Origin of the sequence: Streptomyces spiroverticillatus (genome assembly GCA_014650415.1) — a bacterium.
In the GTDB taxonomy this organism is placed as follows: Bacteria; Actinomycetota; Actinomycetes; order Streptomycetales; family Streptomycetaceae; genus Streptomyces; species Streptomyces spiroverticillatus.
The window spans coordinates 496,778-517,836 of the sequence record BMUX01000003.1 but is presented as its reverse complement, the minus strand read 5'-3'; the positions used below and the strand labels follow the sequence as shown (position 1 = coordinate 517,836).

Annotated in this window: 16 protein-coding genes; 9 read left to right on the top strand and 7 right to left on the bottom strand. The window is 68.8% G+C overall.

The window, feature by feature from the left end; all coding sequences use genetic code 11:
• Positions 1-481 precede the first annotated feature (481 nt).
• Positions 482-1,819 (top strand): MATE family efflux transporter, encoded by a 1,338-nt coding sequence (locus IE269_RS10480; protein ID WP_189822552.1) that lies wholly within the window; start codon positions 482-484, stop codon positions 1,817-1,819.
• Between the two features lie 151 nt (positions 1,820-1,970).
• On the opposite strand, the gene rplI is transcribed toward IE269_RS10480, so the two are convergent.
• The 4 genes from rplI to rpsF all read right to left on the bottom strand — a co-directional run bounded on the left by rplI (position 1,971) and on the right by rpsF (position 3,699).
• A complete protein-coding gene (rplI, locus tag IE269_RS10475) occupies positions 1,971-2,417 on the bottom strand; it encodes a 50S ribosomal protein L9 (protein ID WP_189822551.1) in 447 nt (148 codons plus the stop codon).
• 18 nt (positions 2,418-2,435) lie between these two features.
• On the bottom strand, positions 2,436-2,672 hold the full coding sequence (gene rpsR, locus IE269_RS10470; protein ID WP_003967857.1) for a 30S ribosomal protein S18: 237 nt from the start codon (positions 2,670-2,672) through the stop codon (positions 2,436-2,438).
• Between the two features lie 43 nt (positions 2,673-2,715).
• Entirely contained in the window at positions 2,716-3,321 is a 606-nt protein-coding gene (locus IE269_RS10465; protein WP_189822550.1) for a single-stranded DNA-binding protein, read from the bottom strand.
• 87 nt (positions 3,322-3,408) lie between these two features.
• Entirely contained in the window at positions 3,409-3,699 is a 291-nt protein-coding gene (rpsF, locus tag IE269_RS10460) for a 30S ribosomal protein S6 (RefSeq protein WP_005482942.1), read from the bottom strand.
• Positions 3,700-3,965: 266 nt separating this feature from the next.
• Between rpsF and IE269_RS10455 the strand changes: the two genes are divergently transcribed.
• The 3 genes from IE269_RS10455 (at position 3,966) to IE269_RS10445 (ending at position 6,633) form a co-directional block, all read left to right on the top strand.
• Complete coding sequence (locus tag IE269_RS10455) at positions 3,966-4,280, top strand: hypothetical protein (RefSeq protein ID WP_189822549.1); 315 nt, start codon at positions 3,966-3,968, stop codon at positions 4,278-4,280.
• A gap of 119 nt (positions 4,281-4,399) precedes the next feature.
• The gene (locus tag IE269_RS10450) at positions 4,400-5,524 is read left to right on the top strand and encodes a lipid II:glycine glycyltransferase FemX (protein WP_189822548.1); all 1,125 of its coding nucleotides are present in this window, start codon (positions 4,400-4,402) and stop codon (positions 5,522-5,524) included.
• A 77-nt stretch (positions 5,525-5,601) separates the two neighbouring features.
• The gene (locus IE269_RS10445; RefSeq protein WP_189822547.1) at positions 5,602-6,633 is read left to right on the top strand and encodes an alanine racemase; all 1,032 of its coding nucleotides are present in this window, start codon (positions 5,602-5,604) and stop codon (positions 6,631-6,633) included.
• 90 nt (positions 6,634-6,723) lie between these two features.
• Here the strand turns inward: IE269_RS10445 and IE269_RS10440 are convergent, their stop codons facing one another.
• A complete protein-coding gene (locus IE269_RS10440) occupies positions 6,724-8,208 on the bottom strand; it encodes a glycosyltransferase family 87 protein (protein WP_229897526.1) in 1,485 nt (494 codons plus the stop codon).
• A gap of 157 nt (positions 8,209-8,365) precedes the next feature.
• A complete protein-coding gene (locus tag IE269_RS10435; protein WP_189822545.1) occupies positions 8,366-11,101 on the bottom strand; it encodes a transglycosylase domain-containing protein in 2,736 nt (911 codons plus the stop codon).
• Between the two features lie 388 nt (positions 11,102-11,489).
• Between IE269_RS10435 and IE269_RS10430 the strand changes: the two genes are divergently transcribed.
• From IE269_RS10430 to IE269_RS10420, 3 genes are all read left to right on the top strand, one after another.
• Positions 11,490-12,173, top strand: a complete 684-nt coding sequence (locus IE269_RS10430; protein ID WP_189822544.1) for a PadR family transcriptional regulator — start codon at positions 11,490-11,492, stop codon at positions 12,171-12,173.
• 50 nt (positions 12,174-12,223) lie between these two features.
• Positions 12,224-13,306, top strand: a complete 1,083-nt coding sequence (locus IE269_RS10425) for an inositol-3-phosphate synthase (RefSeq protein ID WP_189822543.1) — start codon at positions 12,224-12,226, stop codon at positions 13,304-13,306.
• An 86-nt stretch (positions 13,307-13,392) separates the two neighbouring features.
• A complete protein-coding gene (locus tag IE269_RS10420; protein ID WP_189822542.1) occupies positions 13,393-14,676 on the top strand; it encodes an MFS transporter in 1,284 nt (427 codons plus the stop codon).
• 131 nt (positions 14,677-14,807) lie between these two features.
• Here the strand turns inward: IE269_RS10420 and IE269_RS10415 are convergent, their stop codons facing one another.
• Entirely contained in the window at positions 14,808-16,274 is a 1,467-nt protein-coding gene (locus IE269_RS10415) for a CCA tRNA nucleotidyltransferase (protein ID WP_189822541.1), read from the bottom strand.
• A 181-nt stretch (positions 16,275-16,455) separates the two neighbouring features.
• On the opposite strand from IE269_RS10415, the gene IE269_RS10410 reads away from it, so the two are divergent.
• Positions 16,456-18,771 (top strand): DUF6049 family protein, encoded by a 2,316-nt coding sequence (locus IE269_RS10410; RefSeq protein ID WP_189822761.1) that lies wholly within the window; start codon positions 16,456-16,458, stop codon positions 18,769-18,771.
• A gap of 52 nt (positions 18,772-18,823) precedes the next feature.
• Positions 18,824-20,974, top strand: coding sequence for a murein biosynthesis integral membrane protein MurJ (gene murJ, locus IE269_RS10405; RefSeq protein ID WP_189822540.1), 2,151 nt, complete (start codon positions 18,824-18,826; stop codon positions 20,972-20,974).
• Positions 20,975-21,059: the final 85 nt, after the last annotated feature.

Sequence of the window (21,059 nt, the reverse complement as noted above, 5' to 3'; positions counted from 1 at the left end):
CGGGCCCACCTCCTCCCGTCCGCTCCGCGGACCTCGCTGTGCCACTCTTTCTTACGGCACGGCACCGACAAATGAGACGCCCGACTTCCGCTTCCGGCAGATCGAATGGGGCGGGTTTCCGGAGGTGTCCGGAGGCCGAATCCGGCCGGAAGACAGGGCGGGCGCCGGTCCACGGTAGGCCCGCGGGCACCGTCAGCCAATCTGGTTATCCACAGGGCCTGTGAGAAAGTCCGCCGTTGCTGTGGAGAACTCCCCAGAACCTGTGCACGGACCGGGGGACAGCGCTGTGGACAAGTTCACAGCCCCCTTACCGTGACCCATCTGACCTGCGGAAACACCATCCACCGGCTGTGGGGGAGAAAAACTTTCCCCAGCAGGCCAAGATCACTTCAAACGGCGCACACCGCGAGCCGGAGAACGGCGATCAGTAAGGGTCCCTAGGCCATTGCATCTCTTACCTGTGGAAGATTAGATTGAGGCCATGACACAGGCTCCCGCGGCATCGAAAGCAGGCCGCCGTCGGCACGACCGCGAGATCGTCGCCCTCGCCCTGCCCGCCTTCGGCGCACTCGTCGCCGAGCCCCTCTTCCTGATGGCCGACAGCGCCATCGTCGGCCACCTCGGCACCCCCCAGCTGGCCGGTCTCGGCATCGCCTCGGCACTGCTCACCACCGCGGTGAGCATCTTCGTCTTCCTCGCGTACGCCACCACCGCGGCCGTCTCCCGACGCGTCGGCGCGGGCGACCTCGCCGCCGCCATCCGTCAGGGCATGGACGGCATCTGGCTGGCCCTGCTCCTCGGCGCGGTCGTCATCGCCGCCGTCCTGCCAACAGCCCCCGGCCTGATCGACCTCTTCGGCGCCTCCGACACCGCCGCCCCCTACGCCATCACCTATCTGCGCATCTCCGCCCTCGGCATCCCCGCGATGCTCGTCGTCCTGGCCGCCACCGGCGTCCTGCGCGGCCTCCAGGACACCAGGACCCCGCTGTACGTCGCCATCGGCGGCTTCGTCGCCAACGGCATCCTCAACCTGCTCCTGGTGTACGGCTTCGGACTCGGCATCGCCGGATCCGCCTGGGGCACCGTGGCCGCCCAGTGGGCCATGGCCGCCGTCTACCTCGTGGTCGTCGTCCGCGGTGCCCGACGCCACGGCGCCTCCCTGCGCCCTGACGCCGCCGGGATAAGGGCCTCCGCCCAGGCCGGAGCGCCCCTCCTCGTCCGTACGCTGTCGCTGCGCGCGGTGCTGATGATCGCGACGGCCGTCGCCGCCCGCCTCGGCGACGCGGACGTGGCCGCCCACCAGATCATCCTCACCCTGTGGAGCCTGCTCGCCTTCGCCCTGGACGCCATCGCCATCGCCGGGCAGTCCATCATCGGCCGCTATCTGGGTGCGGGAGACGAAGAAGGCGCCCGGGCGGCCTGCCGGCGCATGGTCGAGTGGGGGATCGCGGCCGGTGTGGTGCTCGGCATCCTGGTAGCTCTCGCCCGTCCCCTGTTCGTCCCGCTCTTCACCGGCGACCAGCTCGTACGGGACACCCTGCTGCCCGCGCTCCTGGTGGTGGCCGTCAGCCAGCCGATCTCCGGCGTGGTCTTCGTGCTCGACGGCGTGCTGATGGGTGCGGGCGACGGCCCCTACCTGGCCTGGGCGATGCTGGCCACGCTCGCGGTGTTCGCCCCCGTGGCACTGCTGGTGCCGACGCTGGGCGGCGGTCTGACGGCGCTCTGGTGGGCGATGGTGCTGATGATGGCGGTCCGGATGGTCACCCTGTGGTGGCGGACCCGCTCGGGCCGCTGGATCGTCACGGGTGCGACCCGCTGACGTACCGCCGATGTTTCACGTGAAACGAGGCTCGCTGGACGTTTCACGTGAAACATTCGCCCCCCCGAAGCCCATGCGAAAGGGCCGCACCCCCGAGGGGATGCGGCCCTTCCTCACTGCTCAGACCTTCTCAGGCCGGGGCGTGCTGCACTCAGGCAGCAACGACCTCGACGCCGAGCTTCGCGGCCACGTCGGCGTGCAGACGCACGGAGACCTGGTGCGAACCGAGGGTCTTGATCGGGGAGCCCAGCTCGACGCTGCGCTTGTCGACCTTCGGACCACCGGCAGCGACGATCGCGGCAGCGACGTCGGCGGGGGTCACGGAGCCGAAGAGACGGCCGGCGTCGCCGGAGCGAACGGCCAGGCTGACCTTCGTGCCCTCGAGCTTGGCCTTGACCTCGTTGGCCTGCTCGATGGTCGCGATCTCGTGGATCTTGCGGGCGCGGCGGATCTGCGCCACGTCCTTCTCGCCACCCTTGGTCCAACGCAGCGCGAAGCCACGGGGAACCAGGTAGTTGCGAGCGTAGCCGTCCTTGACGTCGACGACGTCGCCAGCGGTACCGAGGCCGGAGACCTCGTGGGTCAGGATGATCTTCATTTTTCGGTCACCCTTTCCTTATCGCGCGGTGGACGTGTAGGGCAGCAGCGCCATCTCACGGCTGTTCTTGACGGCCGTGGCGACGTCACGCTGGTGCTGCGTGCAGTTGCCGGTGACGCGGCGGGCACGGATCTTGCCGCGGTCGGAAATGAACTTCCGCAGCATGTTCGTGTCCTTGTAGTCCACGTACTGGGTCTTGTCCTTGCAGAACGCGCAGACCTTCTTCTTAGGCTTGCGCACAGGCGGCTTCGCCATGGTGTTTCTCCTGTGTGATCAAGAAGTGGGAGTACGAACGGCCCTAGAAGGGCGGCTCGTCCGAGTAGCCACCGCCGCCGCCACCGCCGGAGTTGCCGGAGTTTCCACCCCAGCCACCCCCGCCCTGCGACTGCTGCCCACCGGCCGGCGCGCTGGAGGCCCAGGGGTCGTCGGAGGGAGCTCCGCCGCCCTGCTGACCGCCACCGGAACCGCCGCCCCAGTTGCCGCCGCCACCCTGCTGGCCACCGCCGCCGAACCCGCCGCCGCCACCCTGACCGCCGCGACCGGTGGTCTTGGTGACCTTGGCCGTGGCGTTCTTGAGGGCGGGGCCGACTTCCTCGACGTCCAGCTCGTAGACCGTGCGCTTGATGCCCTCACGGTCCTCGTAGGACCGCTGCTTCAGCCGGCCCTGCACGATGACGCGCATGCCTCGCTGGAGCGACTCCGCGACGTTCTCCGCCGCCTGACGCCAGACCGAGCAGGTGAGGAACAGGCCTTCGCCGTCCTTCCACTCATTGGTCTGCTTGTCGAAGATGCGGGGAGTGGACGCGACACGGAACTTCGCGACCGCCGCACCGGACGGGGTGAAGCGCAGCTCGGGGTCGTCGACGAGATTGCCGACGACCGTGATGACGGTCTCGCCTGCCATGGGTGAACCTCTCGGCGGGGATTGCTGCGGAAAGCTGTGGTGCTGCTGGTGGGTGCTACTCGAACCCGATTACCGCTGAACCGAGGTTCAGTGGGTCTCGGGACGGAGGACCTTGGTCCGGAGGACCGACTCATTCAGGTTCATCTGTCGGTCGAGCTCCTTGACGACCGCAGGCTCGGCCTGCAGGTCGATGACCGAGTAGATGCCCTCGGGCTTCTTCTTGATCTCGTAGGACAGACGACGACGGCCCCAGGTGTCGACCTTCTCGACCTTTCCGTTGCCCTCACGGACGACGGAGAGGAAGTTCTCGATCAGGGGGGCGACAGCGCGCTCCTCCAGATCGGGGTCGAGGATGACCATCACTTCGTAGTGACGCATGTGGAACCCACCTCCTTTGGACTCAGCGGCCACGGTCGTTCCGTGGCAGGAGGGTCGTGATGCGTACGCAACGGTATCGGCTGCCTCTGACAATCCCGCGGGACGAACCCACGGAGACGTTTCGGGCAGGGGTGACACCGGTGCAGACCGTCCAGAGTACCCGTAGAGAGGCTTCCGGTTGAAATCGGGCCCCGGAAGGCCGCAATCTGTACACATCGGGTGTGAGCGGCGCTACAGTGCGCCGCCTTCCTGCCAGGAGGTGCCTCATGGCACAGGCAATGCGACGCAACTCGTCCGTCTCCCTCTTCGCCACCGACGGCAAACCCCATCCGCTCCAGGACACCCTCATGGGGATCACGCTGGTCCTGGGTGTGCTGGCGCTGGTGACGGCGATGTTCCACCACCTCCATCTGCTGTCCTCGTGGGCCGGACTGGCGGGCATCATCACCGGCGGCTACGGCATGTACGTCTCCGCGACCACCCGCGAGCGCTTCGTCCTGATCCTCGGCCTGGGCGCCTCCGCGCTCGGATTCTTCCTGGGGATGGCGCACGGCGGGCTCTTCGGCGGCGTACTGGGCTGAGCCCGGCGGCAATTCGGCCAGGCAGGGCCGGACGGGGCGCTCCATCGGCCCAGTAGGCTTCGGCGCGAGAGCCGGAGCCCCTGACCCCATGGGGACACACCTGCCGAGGAGCGCCCCGCATGACGAGCCTGACCCTTCGGACCATCCCCCGAGAGCAGCATCTGGCGTACATCCAGAACCTGCCCGCGGCAAGCCACATGCAGGTCCCGGCGTGGGCCGACGTGAAGGCGGAGTGGCGCTCGGAGAGCCTGGGCTGGTTCGACGACCGGACCGGTGAACTGGTCGGTGTCGGCCTGGTGCTGTACCGCCAACTTCCCAAGATCAAGCGGTACTTGGCGTACCTCCCCGAGGGCCCGGTCATCAACTGGTACGCCCCGAACCTGGACGACTGGCTCCAGCCGATGCTGGCGCACCTCAAGCAGCAGGGCGCCTTCTCGGTGAAGATGGGCCCGCCGGTCGTCATCCGCCGGTGGAACGCCGCGGCCATCAAGGCGGGCATCCAGGACCCGGACGTGAAGCGCCTGCGCGACGTCGAGGCCACCCACATCGAGCCGCGTGCCTTCGAAGTGGCGGACCGGCTGCGCAAGATGGGCTGGCAGCAGGGCGAGGACGACGGCGCCGGATTCGGCGACGCGCAGCCCCGCTACGTCTTCCAGGTGCCGCTCGCCAACCGGTCGCTGGAGGACGTCCACAAGGGCTTCAACCAGCTGTGGCGCCGCAACATCAAGAAGGCCGAGAAGGCCGGCGTCGAGGTCGTCCAGGGCGGTTACCAGGACCTGGAGGAGTGGCAGCGGCTGTACGAGATCACGGCGGTCCGCGACCACTTCCGGCCCCGCCCGCTCGCGTACTTCCAGCGCATGTGGTCGGCCCTCAACACCGAGGACCCCAACCGGATGCGGCTGTATTTCGCCCGCCACAACGGGGTGAACCTCTCCGCGGCGACGATGCTCGTCGTCGGCGGTCACGTCTGGTACTCCTACGGCGCCTCCGACAACATCGGCCGTGAGGTGCGCCCCTCCAACGCCATGCAGTGGCGCATGCTCCGCGACGCCTACGCGATGGGCGCCTCGGTCTACGACCTGCGGGGCATCTCCGACTCGCTGGACGAGACGGACCACCTCTTCGGCCTGATCCAGTTCAAGGTGGGCACGGGCGGCGAGGCCGCCCAGTACCTCGGCGAGTGGGACTTCCCGCTCAACAAGCTGCTGCACAAGGCGCTCGACGTCTACATGTCGCGCCGCTGACGGCTGGGCCTCCAGGGCCCTCGTACGTTTCATACCTCTGATACACCGCAGCAACAGGAAAGGTTCCGGACCGGCTCATGGCGCTCACTCTCTCCGTCGACACCGCGCGCTGGCGGGCGCACCAGAAGTCCGTCATCGAGCAGTTCCCGGGCCTGGTTCCGGTCTGCAAGGGCAACGGCTACGGCTTCGGGCACGAGCGTCTCGCCGAAGAGGTGACGCGCTTCGGCTCGGACATCCTCGCCGTCGGGACCACGTACGAAGCGGCCCGGATCAAGGACTGGTTCAGCGGCGACCTGCTGGTGCTGACCCCGTTCCGGCGGGGCGAGGAGCCGGTGCCGCTGCCGGACCGCGTCATCCGCTCCGTCTCCTCCGTGGACGGTGTGCATGCCCTGGTGGGCGCCCGGGTCGTCATCGAGTGCATGAGCTCGATGAAGCGGCACGGCGTCAAGGAGTCCGAGCTCGCGCAGCTGCACGCCGCGATCGAGGACGTCCGTCTGGAGGGCTTCGCCCTGCACCTCCCGCTGGACCGCACGGACGGATCCGACGCGGTCGAGGAGGTCATCGCGTGGATGGATCGGCTGCGTGCCGCACGGCTGCCGCTGCACACCATGTTCGTCAGCCACCTCAAGGCGGAGGAGCAGGCAAGGCTCCAGCAGCAGTTCCCGCAGACCCGGTTCCGCGCACGGATCGGCACCCGGCTGTGGCTGGGCGACCACGAGGCGACGGAGTACCGGGGCTCGGTGCTGGACGTGACGCCCGTGTCCAAGGGCGACCGGTTCGGCTACCGGCAGCAGAAGGTGGCCTCCGACGGCTGGCTGGTGGTCGTCGCGGGCGGCACGTCGCACGGCGTGGGCCTGGAGGCCCCGAAGGCGCTGCACGGCATGATGCCCCGGGCCAAGGGCGTGGCGCGGGCCGGCCTGGCGACGGTGAACCGGAACCTGTCGCCGTTCGTGTGGGCGGGCAAGCAGCGCTGGTTCGCGGAGCCGCCGCACATGCAGGTGTCGATCCTCTTCGTGCCGTCCGACGCGACGGAGCCGAAGGTGGGCGACGAGCTGGTGGCCCATCTGCGCCACACGACCACGCAGTTCGACCGCATGGTCGACCGCTGAGACGTGCTTCAGCGAGAGTCTGACGGCCGGTGTTTCACGTGAAACACCGGCCGTTTCGCGTGCTCCGGCCGTTTCACGTGAAACATCGCCTCAGTCGGCGGTCGTGGCCCCGCCCTGCACCATGCCCCACTGCACGCGCGGCCCCTGGACCTGCTGTGCCTCGCGCCAGTCCGGCGCTGCCGCCCGGCCGAGGACGAACACGTCGGGAGTCCGGTCCAGGACACCCCCGGAGGGGTCGTCGGAGCCGTCGCGGCGGACCACGTCCCGGTCGGGCAGCAGGATGTCGCGGACGATGACCGCGCAGACGTACAGCGTGCCGACCAGGTGGAGCAGGATCGCCAGGTGGTAGCCGTCGGTGGGCAGCCCCTGGTGCTTGTCGCCGCTGGTCGTGTAGGCGAGGTACATCCAGATGCCCAGGAAGTACAGGACCTCGCAGGCCTGCCAGACGAGGAAGTGCCGCCAGTGCGGCAGGGCGAGCGCCGCGAGGGGGATGAGCCACAGGACGTACTGCGGCGAATAGACCTTGTTGGTGAGGATGAACGCGGCGACGACCAGGAAGGCCAGCTGGGCGAACCGGGGCCGCCGCGGGGCCGTGAGCGCGAGCCAGGCGATGCCCGCGCACGCCAGCACCATCAGCACGATGGCGTACGTGTTGACCTGCTCGTGCTTCAGCGAGACGCCGGTGCTCTGCGTGATGATCAGCCAGAACGAGCCGAAGTCGACCTCGCGCTCCTGGCTGAAGGAGTAGAACTTCTTCCAGCCCTCGGGCGCGGCCAGCATCACGGGCAGGTTCACCAACAGCCAGGAGGCGGCCGTGCCCAGCACCGCGGCCCCGAACTCCCGCCATTTCCCGGCCCGCAGACAGAGCACGAACAGCGGCCCCAGCAGCAGTACGGGATAGAGCTTGGCGGCGGTGGCGAGCCCGATGAGGATGCCGAACATCAGCGACCGGCCGCGCGACCACATCAGCATGCCCGCGGCCGTGAGCGCGATGGCGAAGAGGTCCCAGTTGATCGTCGCCGTGAGCGCGAAGGCGGGTGCAAGGGCGACGAGGAGGCCGTCCCAGGGGCGCCTGCGGTGGGTGCGGGCCACACAGACCGCGATGACGACGGCGCAGACCATCAGCATCCCGCAGTTGACGAGCCAGTAGATCTGCTCCCGGTACTGGATGGTCCCTCCCGCCGGTGTGAACCAGGAGGCGACCTCCATGAACAGGCCGGTGAGCACCGGGTATTCGAGGAAGTCCATGTCCCCCGAGAGCCTGTCGAAGTAGGGCATGAGCCCTTCGGAGAAGCCGCGTCCGACGAAGAGGTGCGGGATGTCGGAGTAGCAGGCGTGCGTGTACTGGGAGCTGGTGCCCTGGAACCAGGCCCAGTTGTAGCAGGGCAGTTTCTGCACCATGCCGAGGGCGAACATGCCGATCATCACGAGCGCGACGACGCGTACCGGAGTGAGCCGGCTGCCGCCGACTCTCGCCCACCGCCCGACGGGCCCGCCGATCAGCTCACTGCCGGCGGAGGCGACGTCGTCCTGCCGCGTGGGGGGTACGGGCCGGTCCTCGTGCACGCTCGTCATGCGGGACATCCTGCCGTACGGGGCTGTGCGCGACCGGATGCACGGCCAGGTCCCGTCACCGGGCCCGGGCCCGGACACGGCGGAGGGCCGCCGCACCGTACTGCTCGGTGCGACGGCCCTCCTGGGTGGTGCCGGGCGGTCCGGGGACCGGGTGGGGTCATCCGAAGATGCCGCCGCCTCCGTTGCCGCCATTGCCGTTGCCGCCGTTGTGGCCACCGTTGTCCCCGCCCGGGGGCTGGGTCTCCTCCGGCGGGCGGCCCGGGTCGACGCCGCCGTTCTCGCCGCCCTGGTTGTTGCCGCCCTGGTTATTGCCACCGCCGTTCTGGTTCTGCTTGCACTCCCAGTCCCAGATGTCGCACTCCTCGCCGCCCTGGCCGGGCGGCGGCGGGGGCGGGGACTGGGCCGGGGGAGACTCCACCGGGGGAGACTCCGCGGGAGGCGTCCCCGAGGGCGACTCCTCGGCCGTCTCGGTCGGCGTGGGCTCGGGGCTCTTGGCACCGCCGCCCCAGACCGTCTCGCCGATGGGCTCGGGGACGGGGAAGGTCTTCGGCTCCGTGCCCTTGAGCGCGGTGACCATGTAGTCGTGCCAGATGTCCGACGGGAACGAGGCGCCGTGGATCTTCTCCTGGCCACCGGTTCCGAACATCTTCAGGAATGCCCGCTTTTTGTTATCCGCGTTGTCGTCCAAGCGGTACATGTCGATGGCGGTCGACAGCTGCGGCGTGTATCCCACGAACCAGGCGGACTTGTTGCCGTCCGTGGTTCCCGTCTTGCCCGCGACATCGCGGCCGGGAATCTTCGCGTTGGAGCCGGTGCCCTTCTCGACGACGTTCTTCAGCACCTCGGTGACGTTGTCGGCGACAGCCTTGGAGATCGTCTGCTCGGGCTTGGCCTCCGGGTCCGACTTGCGCCGGTACTTGGTGTCACCCTCCTTCACCACCTCGACGACGGAGTAGGGGTCGTTCTGCTCCCCACTGGCCGCGAAGGTGGCGTAGGCACCGGCCATCCGGATGGCGCTCGGGTCGGAGATGCCGATGGAGAACGACGGGACTTCGCCGCCGACCAGGCTCTTCTCCAGGAGTCCGGCCTTGACCGCCATCTCCCGGACCTGCTTGATCCCGACGTCCATGCCGAGCTGCACGTAGGGCGAGTTGGCCGACACGCGCATCGCTTCCCGCAGGTCGATGTCGCCGTACGACTCGTCACCGTCATTGGTCTGGAGCCACTCCAGACCCTTCTCGTTCCGCCAGATGCTGCCGTCGAAGTTCTTGATCTTCAGCTTGTTCTTGCCGTTGTAGATGCTCTTGGGCGAGAGCTTGGTCCGCATGGACTCGCCCTGTTCCCGTCCGCCCTCGGGGTCGCGCTTGCCGTACTCCATCGCCGCGGCGAGAACGAACGGCTTGAACGTCGAACCGACCTGCGCACCCGTCTGGTCGGCGTTGTTGGTGAAGTGCTTCGTGGCGTCGTTGCCGCCGTAGATGGCGACGATCGCGCCGTCCTTGGGATTCACCGACGCCCCGCCGAACTGCACGTGGGAGTCCAGGTCGGGCCGCTTCTTCGGGTCGATGTTCTTGTCGTAGACCTTCTTGACGGCCTTCGTGAGGGCCTGGACCTTGTCCTTCTGAAAGGTGGTCTGGATCTGGTAGCCGCCCTGGGAAAGCTGGTCGGCGGTGATATCCGTGTTGTTCAGGATGTACGACTTCGCCAGGTCGACCAGGTAACCGGTCTGTCCACCGAGCTGAGCGTTCTTGCGCGGCGCGAGAGGCATGGGGAACTCGCGGTACTTGTTCCGGTCGGCGGCGCTCAGCGCACCGTCCTTGACCATCTCGTCCATGATCCAGCCCCAACGCTTCTTGGCGTTGTAGGTGTTCTGCTCCTTGGTGGCCCGGGGGTCGATCTCGGGAGCACCGGCGGGGTCGTAGTACGTCGCACCCTTGAGGACCGCGGCGAGGAAGGCGCACTCACTCGCGTTGAGGTCGTCCGCGTCCTTGTTGTAGTACGCGCGGGCAGCCGCCTGGAGACCGTAGGCGCCACGTCCGTAGTACGAGACGTTGAGGTACCCCGCCATGATCGTTTCCTTGCCCTCCTCGATGCCGACCTTCATCGAGATGAAGAGCTCCTCGGCCTTTCGAGTGAGCGTCTGCTCCTGGCTCAGCCGGGAGTTCTTGACGTACTGCTGGGTGATCGTGGAGCCGCCCTGGGTGTTGCCACCCGTGGCCATGTTGAAGAGGGCTCGGGCGATACCCATGGGGTCGACGCCCCTGTCCGTCTCGAAGGTCTTGTTCTCGGCGGAGATCACCGCTTTTTTCATGGGGTCGGGGATCTGGTCGTACGGCAGCGCCTGGCGGTTGATCTCACCACCGGTCGCGACCATCTGATCGCCCCTGGAACCGTCGGCCTTCGAGTAGTAATAGACGTTGTTCTGCGCCCTGGCCGCCTTGTTGATGTCCGGGATGTCCACCATCGCGTACGCAATACTGCCCGCCGCCATCACAGCTCCGACGAAGCCGATGCACAGCCCCGTCACCTGCTTCCAGGACGGGACGAACCGCTGCCACCCGTATTTGGTGGACCGCGGGTAATCAATGAACCTCTTCTTGCCCGGCGGTTGCCCGCCTCTCCCACGCCCACGGCCGGGGCCCTCAGGGCCTCCCCGGCCTCCTCCTCCGCCTCCGCGCCGGCCACCACCGCCGCCGCCCCGCTGGGCGGCACGGCGGGCCTCGGCCCTTCCTCCGTACGGACGTTCCTGCCCGTACGCACCAGACGGCGACCCGACGGCAGGGCCGTGAGGCGGCGGGGTCGCGCGGCGACCTGTTGGTTGCTGGGCGGCTTTCCTGGCCGCGGCACGTCCGCCGCCCTGGGGCTGCGGAGGCTTGCGACGGTGCTCGCTCATCGAACGACTACTCCTCGGGCAGGCGAGTTCGCCTGGAAGCGGCAGCTGAGTTCCGGTCCCCCCGAAATGCGAACGAGCCCTCCCACAGGCCCGTTCTCGCTACTCCCGGAAGCACGACGCCCCCTTGCGTCACGCGGCTCCCGGTGTTTTGCATGCCGCACAGACTACGCACGCTCAAAACCACCTCAGTGCCGATGTTCACCCCAAATCAGGCAAGTTGCTTCCCACGAATTGATGATGTGACGCCGTTCACCATGACTGGCCTTGTCGCGGACGGACGGCCGTTCTATCGTCTGGATGTATCGAGTCGATACATCGGCCCGGCATAAGTTCGACATAAGTGCAGGACAGCGGGCGGGACTTCACGACAGCGGCAGGGAGGCGAAGGATGAGCAGACGCTCCGGCATCCTCGAATTCGCCGTGCTCGGCCTGCTCCGCGAATCCCCGATGCACGGATACGAACTGCGCAAGAGGCTCAACACCTCGCTGGGCGTCTTCCGTGCCTTCAGCTACGGCACGCTCTACCCGTGCCTCAAAGCACTCGTCGCACACGGCTGGTTGATCGAGGAGCCGGGCAGCGCCCCCGAGGACGCGCTCGCCGCCTCGCTCGCCGGACGGCGGGCCAAGATCGTCTACCGGCTCACGGCCGAGGGCAAGGAGCACTTCGAGGAGCTGCTCTCGCACACCGGCCCCGACTCCTGGGAGGACGAGCACTTCGCTGCCCGTTTCGCCTTCTTCGGGCAGACGGAGCGCGAGGTGCGGATGCGCGTCCTGGAAGGGCGCCGCAGCCGTCTGGAGGAGCGCCTGGAGAAGATGCGGGCCTCGCTGGCCCGCACCCGGGAGCGCCTGGACGACTACACCCTCGAACTCCAGCGGCACGGAATGGAGTCCGTGGAGCGCGAGGTGCGCTGGCTGAACGAGCTCATCGAGAGCGAGCGCGTGGGCCGGGACCAACTCCGGTCCGAGGACGCCGGCGCAGCCGGTGACGACCGCACATCAGGTGCCAAGGGCGGCCTGCCCCGGGACAGGGGTACCACCCCGCCGGACACGCCCGACGACACCGCCAACTGAGGCCCTGCACTCCGCAGGTCTCGTACAGAACACACAGGGAGCAACCGTCAATGGGTTCCGTTCGCGTAGCCATCGTCGGCGTGGGCAACTGCTCTGCGTCGCTGGTCCAGGGCGTCGAGTACTACAAGGACGCTGACCCGGACGCTCGCGTGCCCGGTCTGATGCACGTCCAGTTCGGCGACTACCACGTCAAGGACGTGGAGTTCGTGGCCGCCTTCGACGTCGACGCCAAGAAGGTCGGTCTTGACCTCGCGGACGCCATCGGCGCCAGCGAGAACAACACCATCAAGATCTGCGACGTGCCGCCCACCGGCGTCACCGTCCAGCGCGGCCACACCCTCGACGGCCTGGGCAAGTACTACCGCCAGACCATCGAGGAGTCGGAGCAGGAGCCGGTCGACGTCGTCCAGGCCCTGAAGGACGCCCAGGTCGACGTCCTGGTCTGCTACCTCCCGGTCGGCTCCGAGGACGCGGCGAAGTTCTACGCCCAGTGCGCCATCGACGCCAAGGTCGCCTTCGTCAACGCCCTCCCGGTCTTCATCGCCGGCACCAAGGAGTGGGCGGACAAGTTCACCGAGGCGGGCGTGCCGATCGTCGGCGACGACATCAAGTCGCAGGTCGGCGCCACCATCACGCACCGCGTCATGGCGAAGCTGTTCGAGGACCGCGGTGTGCGCCTGGAGCGCACCATGCAGCTGAACGTCGGCGGCAACATGGACTTCAAGAACATGCTGGAGCGCGAGCGCCTGGAGTCCAAGAAGGTCTCCAAGACGCAGGCCGTCACCTCGCAGATCCGCGACCGCGAGCTGGGCGAGAACAACGTCCACATCGGCCCCTCGGACTACGTGGCCTGGCTGGACGACCGCAAGTGGGCCTACGTCCGCCTCGAAGGCCGCGCCTTCGGCGACGTCCCGCTGAACCTCGAGTACAAGCTCGAGGTGTGGGACTCCCCGAACTCCGCGGGTGTCATCATCGACGCCGTGCGCGCCGCGAAGATCGCCAAGGACCGCGGCATCGGCGGCCCGATCCTCTCTGCGTCCTCGTACTTCATGAAGTCCCCGCCGGTGCAGTACTTCGACGACGAGGCCTACGAGAACGTCGAGAAGTTCATCAAGGGCGAGGTCGAGCGCTAAGCGTCACCGCCTTCCACGAGGAGGGGCCCCGGGCAGCGACTGCCCGGGGCCCCTCCTCGCGTCCCGCGTGTGTGACTCTTGCTCGCATGTCCGTCGTACGTGATCTGCGGGTTCTGCTGCGCCTGCCCGACTTCCGGCGCCTGCTGAGCGTGCGGCTGCTCTCCCAGTCCGCGGACGGCGTCTACCAGGTCGCCCTCGCCGCGTACGTCGTCTTCTCCCCGGAGAAGCAGACCTCGCCCGCCGCGATCGCCTCCGCCATGGCGGTGCTCCTGCTGCCGTACTCGGTCGTCGGCCCCTTCGCCGGAGTCCTCCTCGACCGCTGGAGCCGCCGGCAGGTCTTCCTGTACGGCAATGTGCTGCGGGCCGTGCTCGCCGCCTGCACCGCCCTGCTGATCGTCGGGTCCGCCCCGGACTGGATCTTCTACGCCTCGGCCCTGTCGGTGACCGCCGTCAACCGCTTCGTCCTGTCGGGGCTCTCCGCCGCCCTGCCCCGGGTCGTCGACGCCGAACGCCTCGTCATCGCCAACTCCCTCTCGCCGACCGCCGGGACCCTCGCCGCCACGCTCGGCGGCGGACTCGCCTTCGGCGTACGGCTGCTGGGCTCGGACTCCGACGCGGTGGTCGTCCTGCTCGGCGCCGTGCTCTACCTCTGCTCGGCGCTGGCGTCGCTCCGCATGAGCCGGGAACTGCTCGGCCCCGAGCCCGAGCTGCGGCAACCCCGGCTGGGCGCCGCGCTCGCCTCCACCGCACACGGACTGCGGGACGGCCTGCGGCACTTGACCGCGCAACGGTCCGCCGCCCGCGCCCTGGCCTCCATGACCGTGCTGCGCTTCTGCTTCGGCGCGCTGACGGTGACGGTGCTGATGCTGTGCCGGTACGCCTGGACCGAGGGGCCCGCACGCTCCGACGGCTCCGACGGGCTGGCACTGCTCGGCCTGGCCGCCGGACTCTCCGGTGCCGGGTTCTTCGCCGCGGCCGTGCTCACCCCGTGGGCGGCGAGGCGGTGGGGTCCGTACGGCTGGATGGTGGTGTGCACCGCGTCGGCGTCCGTCCTCGTACCGGCGCTGTGGCTGCCGTTCTCGCCCGTGCCGGTCCTGATCGGCGCGTTCGTGCTGGGGCTCACCACGCAGGGGGCGAAGATCGCCACCGACACGGTCGTGCAGTCCGCGGTGGACGACGCCTACCGGGGCCGGGTCTTCTCGCTCTACGACGTGCTGTTCAACGTCGCCTTCGTCGGCGCGGCAGCAGCAGCGGCTCTGGTCCTGCCGGCGGACGGGCGCTCGGCCGCCCTGGTTCTGGGGGTCGCGGTGCTCTACGCGGGGGTGGCCGCGGCTCTGTTCCGGTGGAACCGGCAGCCGGAGAGCGCGTGATGTTTCACGTGAAACACCGCTCGGCACACACAGCTCGATGTTTCACGTGAAACATTCGCCGCCGCACATGACGCGGCACGTGACAACGGGCCGATGTTTCACGTGAAACATCGGCCCGCTTCCCCAGTGCCTCAGCCCTGCTGGGCCCACCACTCCTTGAGTGCGGCCACCGCGTCCTCGTGCGCCATCGGGCCGTTCTCCAGGCGCAGTTCGAGCAGGAACTTGTAGGCCTGGCCGATCGCGGGGCCGGGACTGATGCCCAGGATCTCCATGATCTGGTTGCCGTCCAGGTCGGGCCGGATCGAGTCCAGCTCCTCCTGCTCCTGGAGCTGCGCGATGCGCTCCTCAAGGCCGTCGTACGCCCGGGAGAGCGCGGCGGCCTTGCGCTTGTTGCGGGTGGTGCAGTCCGAGCGGGTCAGCTTGTGCAGCCGGTCCACGAGGGGGCCCGCGTCGCGGACGTACCGTCGCACGGCCGAGTCGGTCCACTCGCCGGTGCCGTAGCCGTGGAAGCGCAGGTGCAGTTCCACCAGCTTCGACACGTCCTTGATCATGTCGTTGGAGTACTTCAGCGCGGTCATGCGCTTCTTGGTCATCTTCGCGCCGACCACCTCGTGGTGGTGGAAGGAGACCCGGCCGTCCTTCTCGAAGCGGCGGGTGCGCGGCTTGCCGATGTCGTGCAGCAGCGCGGCCAGTCGCAGGGTCAGGTCCGGGCCGTTCTCCTCCAGGTCGATGGCCTGCTGGAGGACGATCAGGGAGTGCTCGTAGACGTCCTTGTGCCGGTGGTGCTCGTCACTCTCCAGCCGCAGCGCGGGAAGCTCGGGGAGCACGTGCGCGGCGAGCCCGGTGTCGACCAGCAGCGAAAGACCCTTGGCCGGGTGCGCGGAAAGCAGCAGCTTGTTGAGCTCGTCCCGCACCCGCTCGGCGGAGACGATCTCGATGCGGTCGGCCATCGCGGTCATCGCGGCGACGACCTCGGGGGCGACCTCGAAGTCGAGCTGCGCGGCGAAGCGGGCGGCACGCAGCATCCGCAGCGGGTCGTCGGAGAAGGAGGCCTCCGGGGTGCCCGGCGTGCGCAGCACCTTCGCCGAGAGGTCTTCCAGACCGCCGTGCGGGTCGACGAACTCCTTCTCCGGGAGCGCGACGGCCATCGCGTTCACCGTGAAGTCGCGGCGGACGAGGTCCTCCTCGATGGAGTCGCCGTAGGACACCTCGGGCTTGCGCGAGGTCCTGTCGTACGCCTCGGAGCGGTACGTCGTGACCTCGACCAAGAAGCGCATATCAGCGTCTCCGACGCGGGCGTCCTTCTGGCACGCGACCGTCCCGAAGGCGATCCCGACCTCCCAGACGGCGTCCGCCCAGGGCCGGACGATCTTCAGTACGTCCTCGGGGCGGGCGTCGGTGGTGAAGTCCAGGTCGTTGCCGAGCCGGCCCAGGAGCGCGTCCCTGACCGATCCCCCGACCAGGGCGAGGCTGAAGCCCGCCTCCTGGAAACGGCGGGCGAGGTCGTCGGCGACGGGTGAGACCCGCAGCAGTTCGCTGACTGCGCGGCGCTGCACCTGGCTCAGGGCGCTGGGGTGGTCTTCGTTGGCGTTCGGCACAACAGAAAAGGGTACGTGCCCCCGCCGGGCGGAGTGTCATCGTTTTCCGCGGCCCTGAGAGACTTCTGCGATCACGTGGCGCAGTCCGCGGCACTTCGGCGCTGCGCGCATCGTTACCATGCGTGGACGCAGCAACCGGACAACCATCAACGGCACCCAACGACAAGGGACGGGCAAGCGCGTGGCCGAGGCGGCAGACTTTCAGGGGATGACTCCTTCTCCTGCCCGCCGATGGGCCCTGCGCGCGGCATCCCTGCTGGTCGGGGCACCTTTCCTGGCCGGCATGACGCAACTGTCGCCCGCACCGGCCGCCTATGCGGCGCACAACGCGTCGGGGTCACGCTCCGTGGACGTGTCGCTGAACTCGGTGACGCCTGCGGCCCCGGTGAAGGGCGACACGGTGACCCTCTCCGGCACGGTCACCAACAAGGGCCGCACCCCCGTCACCGAGGCCCACATCGGCCTGCGCGTCGGCTCCAGGCTCTCCGGCCGCACGCAGCTCGACACCGCGGCGGACCGCACCGGCTTCACCGAGGGCACGGAGCCGGAGGAGCTGGAGACGTACGTCGTCAAGGTCCCCGAACTGGCGCCGGGCATCAGCGCGGACTTCAGCCTGGCCGTCCCCGTCGACAAGCTGGACCTCGACGACCCGGGCGTGTACCAGCTGGGCGTGACGCTCTCCGGGAAGACGAAGGGGAACAGCACCGAGCAGGTCCTGGGCGCCGAACGCACCTTCCTTCCCTGGCAGAGCGGTCAGACGAAGAAGAAGACGCAGTTCACCTACCTGTGGCCGCTGATCTCCACCACCCGGCTGTCCGCCGAGACCGGCTCCGACGAGCAGCAGACCCCCGTCTTCGAGAACGACGACCTCGCCAAGGAGCTCGCCCCGGGCGGGCGGCTGGAGCAGCTCGTCTCGCTCGGCGACGAACTGTCCGTGACCTGGGTGATCGACCCCGACCTGCTGGCCACCGTCGAGGCGATGGTGAAGGGCTACACGGTCAAGGACAAGGAGTCCGGCAACAAGGTTCCCGGCAGCCAGGAGAACCGGAACGTCGCCAAGAACTGGCTGAACTCGCTGGAGAAGGCGGTGAAGGACCAGAAGGTGGTGGCGCTGCCGTTCGCCGACCCCGACCTGGCCTCGCTCGCCCACCGCGGCAAGAAGGTGCCCGGCTCCCTCAACCAGCTCCAGCGGGCCACCGAGGCCGCCGCGATCACCGTGGACTCGATCCTGCACGTGAAGCCGTCCACCGACTTCGCCTGGCCGGTGGACGGTGCCATCGACCCGGCGATCGTCAACGCGGCCACGTCCGCCGGCGCCCACAACGTGATCGCCCGCAGCGACAGCCTCAGCGAGCAGGGCAAACTCCTCTACACGCCGACCGCGGCCCGCCCCATCGGCGCCGGGCGCACCGCCGTGGTCGCCGACGCCCGGCTCTCCACGGCCTTCCAGGGCGACATGTCCAAGGCGGAGAACGCGACGCTCGCCGTCCAGCAGTTCCTCGCCCACACGCTGGCACTGACGCTCCAGGACGAGGACAAGCAGCGCAGCATCGTCGTCGCCCCGCAGCGCATGCCCAGCGTCACCCAGGTCCACGCGATGGCCTCCGCGCTGCGCGCCCTGAGCGCCGGACGCTGGACCCAGCCGCTCGACCTGGAGGCCGCGGCCAAGGTCAAGCCGGACCCCGCCGCCACCACCAAGGTGCCCGGCTACGCGGCGTACCCGGACAAGCTGCGCGACCGGGAGCTGCCGACCTCCGCCTTCGAGACCATCAAGACCACCCAGCAGAAGCTGGACCAGTTCAAGGTGGTCCTGACCCGCCCGGAGCGGGTGGTCCCCCCGTTCGGCAACGCCATAAACCGCGAGATGTCGACCTCCTGGCGCGGCAAGGACACCGCCGCGAGCGCCTACCGGGAGGACGTCCAGGACTATCTGCTCGCCCTCACCAAAGAAGTCAACCTGATCGAGAAGTCCACGGCGACCCTTTCGGGGCGCAGCGCGACGATCCCGGTGACGGTGCAGAACAAGCTGGTGCAGGACGTCGACCACCTGGTGCTGCGACTGCGCTCCACCATGCCGACCCGCCTCAAGCTGGGCGAGGGCGACGGCCAGGCGGAGACCAAGGTGCCGATCAAGGTCCGCGGCGGCCACAGCCAGTCCGTGAAGATCCCCACGACGGCCAACGCCAATGGCAAGGTCCAGGTCGTCGCGCAGCTGTTCACCGAGGACAACACCCCGTACGGGCCCCCGATGCAGTTCACGGTGAAGGTCAACGAGGTCACCCCGACGATCATGCTCGTGATCGCCGGAGGTGTGCTCCTGCTGGTGCTCGCCGGAATCAAGATGTACTCGCAGCGCAAGCGCGCGGCCGCCCGGGGCGAGGCCCCGGAGGACGGCACGGATCAGGACGAGGACCCCGAGCAGCCGAGTGACCCGACCACGGACACCGGTCCGGAAAGCGGGGAGCCCAAGGCCACGGGTGAGAAAGTGGACCGTTGAGCGATGTCGTGATGTCGTGGCCGTCGGCCGGGGACGATGAGGTGGGGTTGCAATGAACGCGCCGTACGACGGTGACCGCGGCCAGCGCGCGGGCGGCGATGCGGCGGGCCAGGCCCCGCCGCAGCAGCCCGCGCCGGACGCCCCGGACGACCCGTACCTCCGCTCCGCCTACGACCATGACCCGTACCGGTCGCAGGACCTCTCCGCGCAGGACCCGGTGACCGAGGCGCTCTACGACCGCGCCTCGCACCCCCCGCCGCCGCCCGGCACCTACCCGGACACCCCGCCGCTCTACCAGCAGCCGGCCGCGCCCCCGCACGCCCCGGACCCCCGGGTGTGGGCGCAGACCCCGGCGCCCGAGCCGGAGGGCCCGTCCCGCCACCTGCCGTACGGGGACGACGCCCGGACCGTGCAGTTCACCGGCGTCGACGACCTGGTGACCCGGGCCAGCCAGGAGGAGCAGCCGGAGAAGGACGCCTTCGCGCACCTCTACCGCGACCAGCAGACCCCCGGCATCCCCGCCCCCACGACCCCGGAGCCGCAGGCCGCCCCGGCCCCCGCGCCGAAGAAGCCCGCGGGCCGCGCGGCGGGCCTCATGAAGTCCAGCGCCGTCATGGCCATGGGCACCATGGTCTCCCGCCTCACCGGCTTCATCCGCTCCGCGCTGATCATCGCGGCGCTCGGCGCGGGCCTGCTCGGCGACACCTTCCAGGTGGCCTACCAGCTGCCGACGATGATCTACATCCTGACCGTCGGCGGCGGCCTCAACTCGGTCTTCGTGCCGCAGCTGGTGCGGGCCATGAAGGACGACGCGGACGGCGGCGAGGCGTACGCCAACCGCCTGCTCACCCTGGTCACGGTCGCCCTCGGCGCACTCACCGCCCTCGCGATGGTCTTCGCACCGCTGCTGGTGCGCTTCCTGTCGGTACCGATCTCGGGCAACCCCGAGGCCAACGACGTCGCGGTGACCCTGCTGCGCTACTTCCTGCCCACGATCTTCTTCATGGGCGTCCACGTGGTGATGGGCCAGATCCTCAACACCCGCGGCAAGTTCGGCGCCATGATGTGGACCCCGGTCCTCAACAACATCGTCATCATCGCCACCCTCGGCATGTTCATCTGGGTGTACGGCACCTCGGCGAGCTCCGGGATGACGGTGTCGACCATCCCGCCGGAGGGCGAGCGCCTCCTGGGCGTCGGCGTCCTGCTGGGCCTGGTCGTACAGGCCCTGGCGATGATCCCCTACCTGCGCGAGACCGGCTTCCGGCTGCGTCCACGCTTCGACTGGAAGGGCCAGGGGCTCGGCAAGGCCGCCAAGCTGGCCAAGTGGACGATCCTGTTCGTCCTCGCCAACCAGGTCGGCGCGGTCGTCGTCATCCAGCTCGCCACCGCCGCCGTCGGCAAGCACGGCGAGGGCATCGGCTTCGCCGCCTACGCCAACGCCCAGCTGATCTGGGGCCTCCCGCAGGCCATCATCACCGTCTCGCTGATGGCCGCCCTGCTGCCGAGGCTCTCCCGCTCGGCCAACGAGAACGACGCGGGCGCCGTCCGCGACGACATCTCGCAGGGCCTGCGCACCACCGCCGTCGCCATCGTCCCGATCGCCTTCGCCTTCCTCTCCCTCGGCGTGCCGATCTGCACCCTGATCTTCGGCTCCTCCGGCGTCACCGCCGCCACGAACATGGGCTACATGCTGATGGCCTTCGGCCTCGGCCTGATCCCCTACTCCGTGCAGTACGTCGTCCTGCGCGCCTTCTACGCGTACGAGGACACCCGCACCCCCTTCTACAACACGGTCATCGTCGCCGCCGTCAACGCCGGAGCCTCGGCTCTGTGCTACCTGGTCCTGCCCGACCGCTGGGCCGTCACCGGCATGGCCGCCTCGTACGGTCTCGCCTACGCCATCGGTGTCGGCATCGCCTGGCAGCGGCTGCGCAAGCGGCTGGGCGGCGATCTGGACGGCGCGAACGTCCTCCGTACGTACGCACGTCTCGCGATCGCCTCGATTCCCGCAGCCATGCTTGCCGGTGCTGTGGGGTACGCGCTCTCCCAGGCCCTCGGCCAGGGGGTCTTCGGTTCGATCGCGGCGCTGGTCGTCGGCGGTGCGGTCCTGCTCGGAGTCTTCTTCGTCGCGGCGAAGAAGATGCGCATCGCAGAGCTGAACGCCCTGGTCGGCATGGTCCGCGGACGCCTCGGCCGCTGAGCCGGAAGGCACCCGGGGCGCCCTCGTCCGCCGCCGCATGTCGTGCACAGCGGCGGACTGTGGGCACAATTGGCAGAGCTGCACA

Coding starts and splice junctions, on each gene's coding strand:
- IE269_RS10445 (WP_189822547.1), top strand. CDS start 5,602: ATGGCGCTCACTCTCTCCGTCGACACCGCGCGCTGGCGGGCGCACCAG.
- rpsR (WP_003967857.1), bottom strand. CDS start 2,672: ATGGCGAAGCCGCCTGTGCGCAAGCCTAAGAAGAAGGTCTGCGCGTTC.
- rplI (WP_189822551.1), bottom strand. CDS start 2,417: ATGAAGATCATCCTGACCCACGAGGTCTCCGGCCTCGGTACCGCTGGC.
- IE269_RS10430 (WP_189822544.1), top strand. CDS start 11,490: ATGAGCAGACGCTCCGGCATCCTCGAATTCGCCGTGCTCGGCCTGCTC.
- IE269_RS10455 (WP_189822549.1), top strand. CDS start 3,966: ATGGCACAGGCAATGCGACGCAACTCGTCCGTCTCCCTCTTCGCCACC.
- IE269_RS10420 (WP_189822542.1), top strand. CDS start 13,393: ATGTCCGTCGTACGTGATCTGCGGGTTCTGCTGCGCCTGCCCGACTTC.
- IE269_RS10465 (WP_189822550.1), bottom strand. CDS start 3,321: ATGGCAGGCGAGACCGTCATCACGGTCGTCGGCAATCTCGTCGACGAC.
- IE269_RS10425 (WP_189822543.1), top strand. CDS start 12,224: ATGGGTTCCGTTCGCGTAGCCATCGTCGGCGTGGGCAACTGCTCTGCG.
- IE269_RS10440 (WP_229897526.1), bottom strand. CDS start 8,208: ATGACGAGCGTGCACGAGGACCGGCCCGTACCCCCCACGCGGCAGGAC.
- murJ (WP_189822540.1), top strand. CDS start 18,824: ATGAACGCGCCGTACGACGGTGACCGCGGCCAGCGCGCGGGCGGCGAT.
- IE269_RS10480 (WP_189822552.1), top strand. CDS start 482: ATGACACAGGCTCCCGCGGCATCGAAAGCAGGCCGCCGTCGGCACGAC.
- IE269_RS10450 (WP_189822548.1), top strand. CDS start 4,400: ATGACGAGCCTGACCCTTCGGACCATCCCCCGAGAGCAGCATCTGGCG.
- IE269_RS10435 (WP_189822545.1), bottom strand. CDS start 11,101: ATGAGCGAGCACCGTCGCAAGCCTCCGCAGCCCCAGGGCGGCGGACGT.
- rpsF (WP_005482942.1), bottom strand. CDS start 3,699: ATGCGTCACTACGAAGTGATGGTCATCCTCGACCCCGATCTGGAGGAG.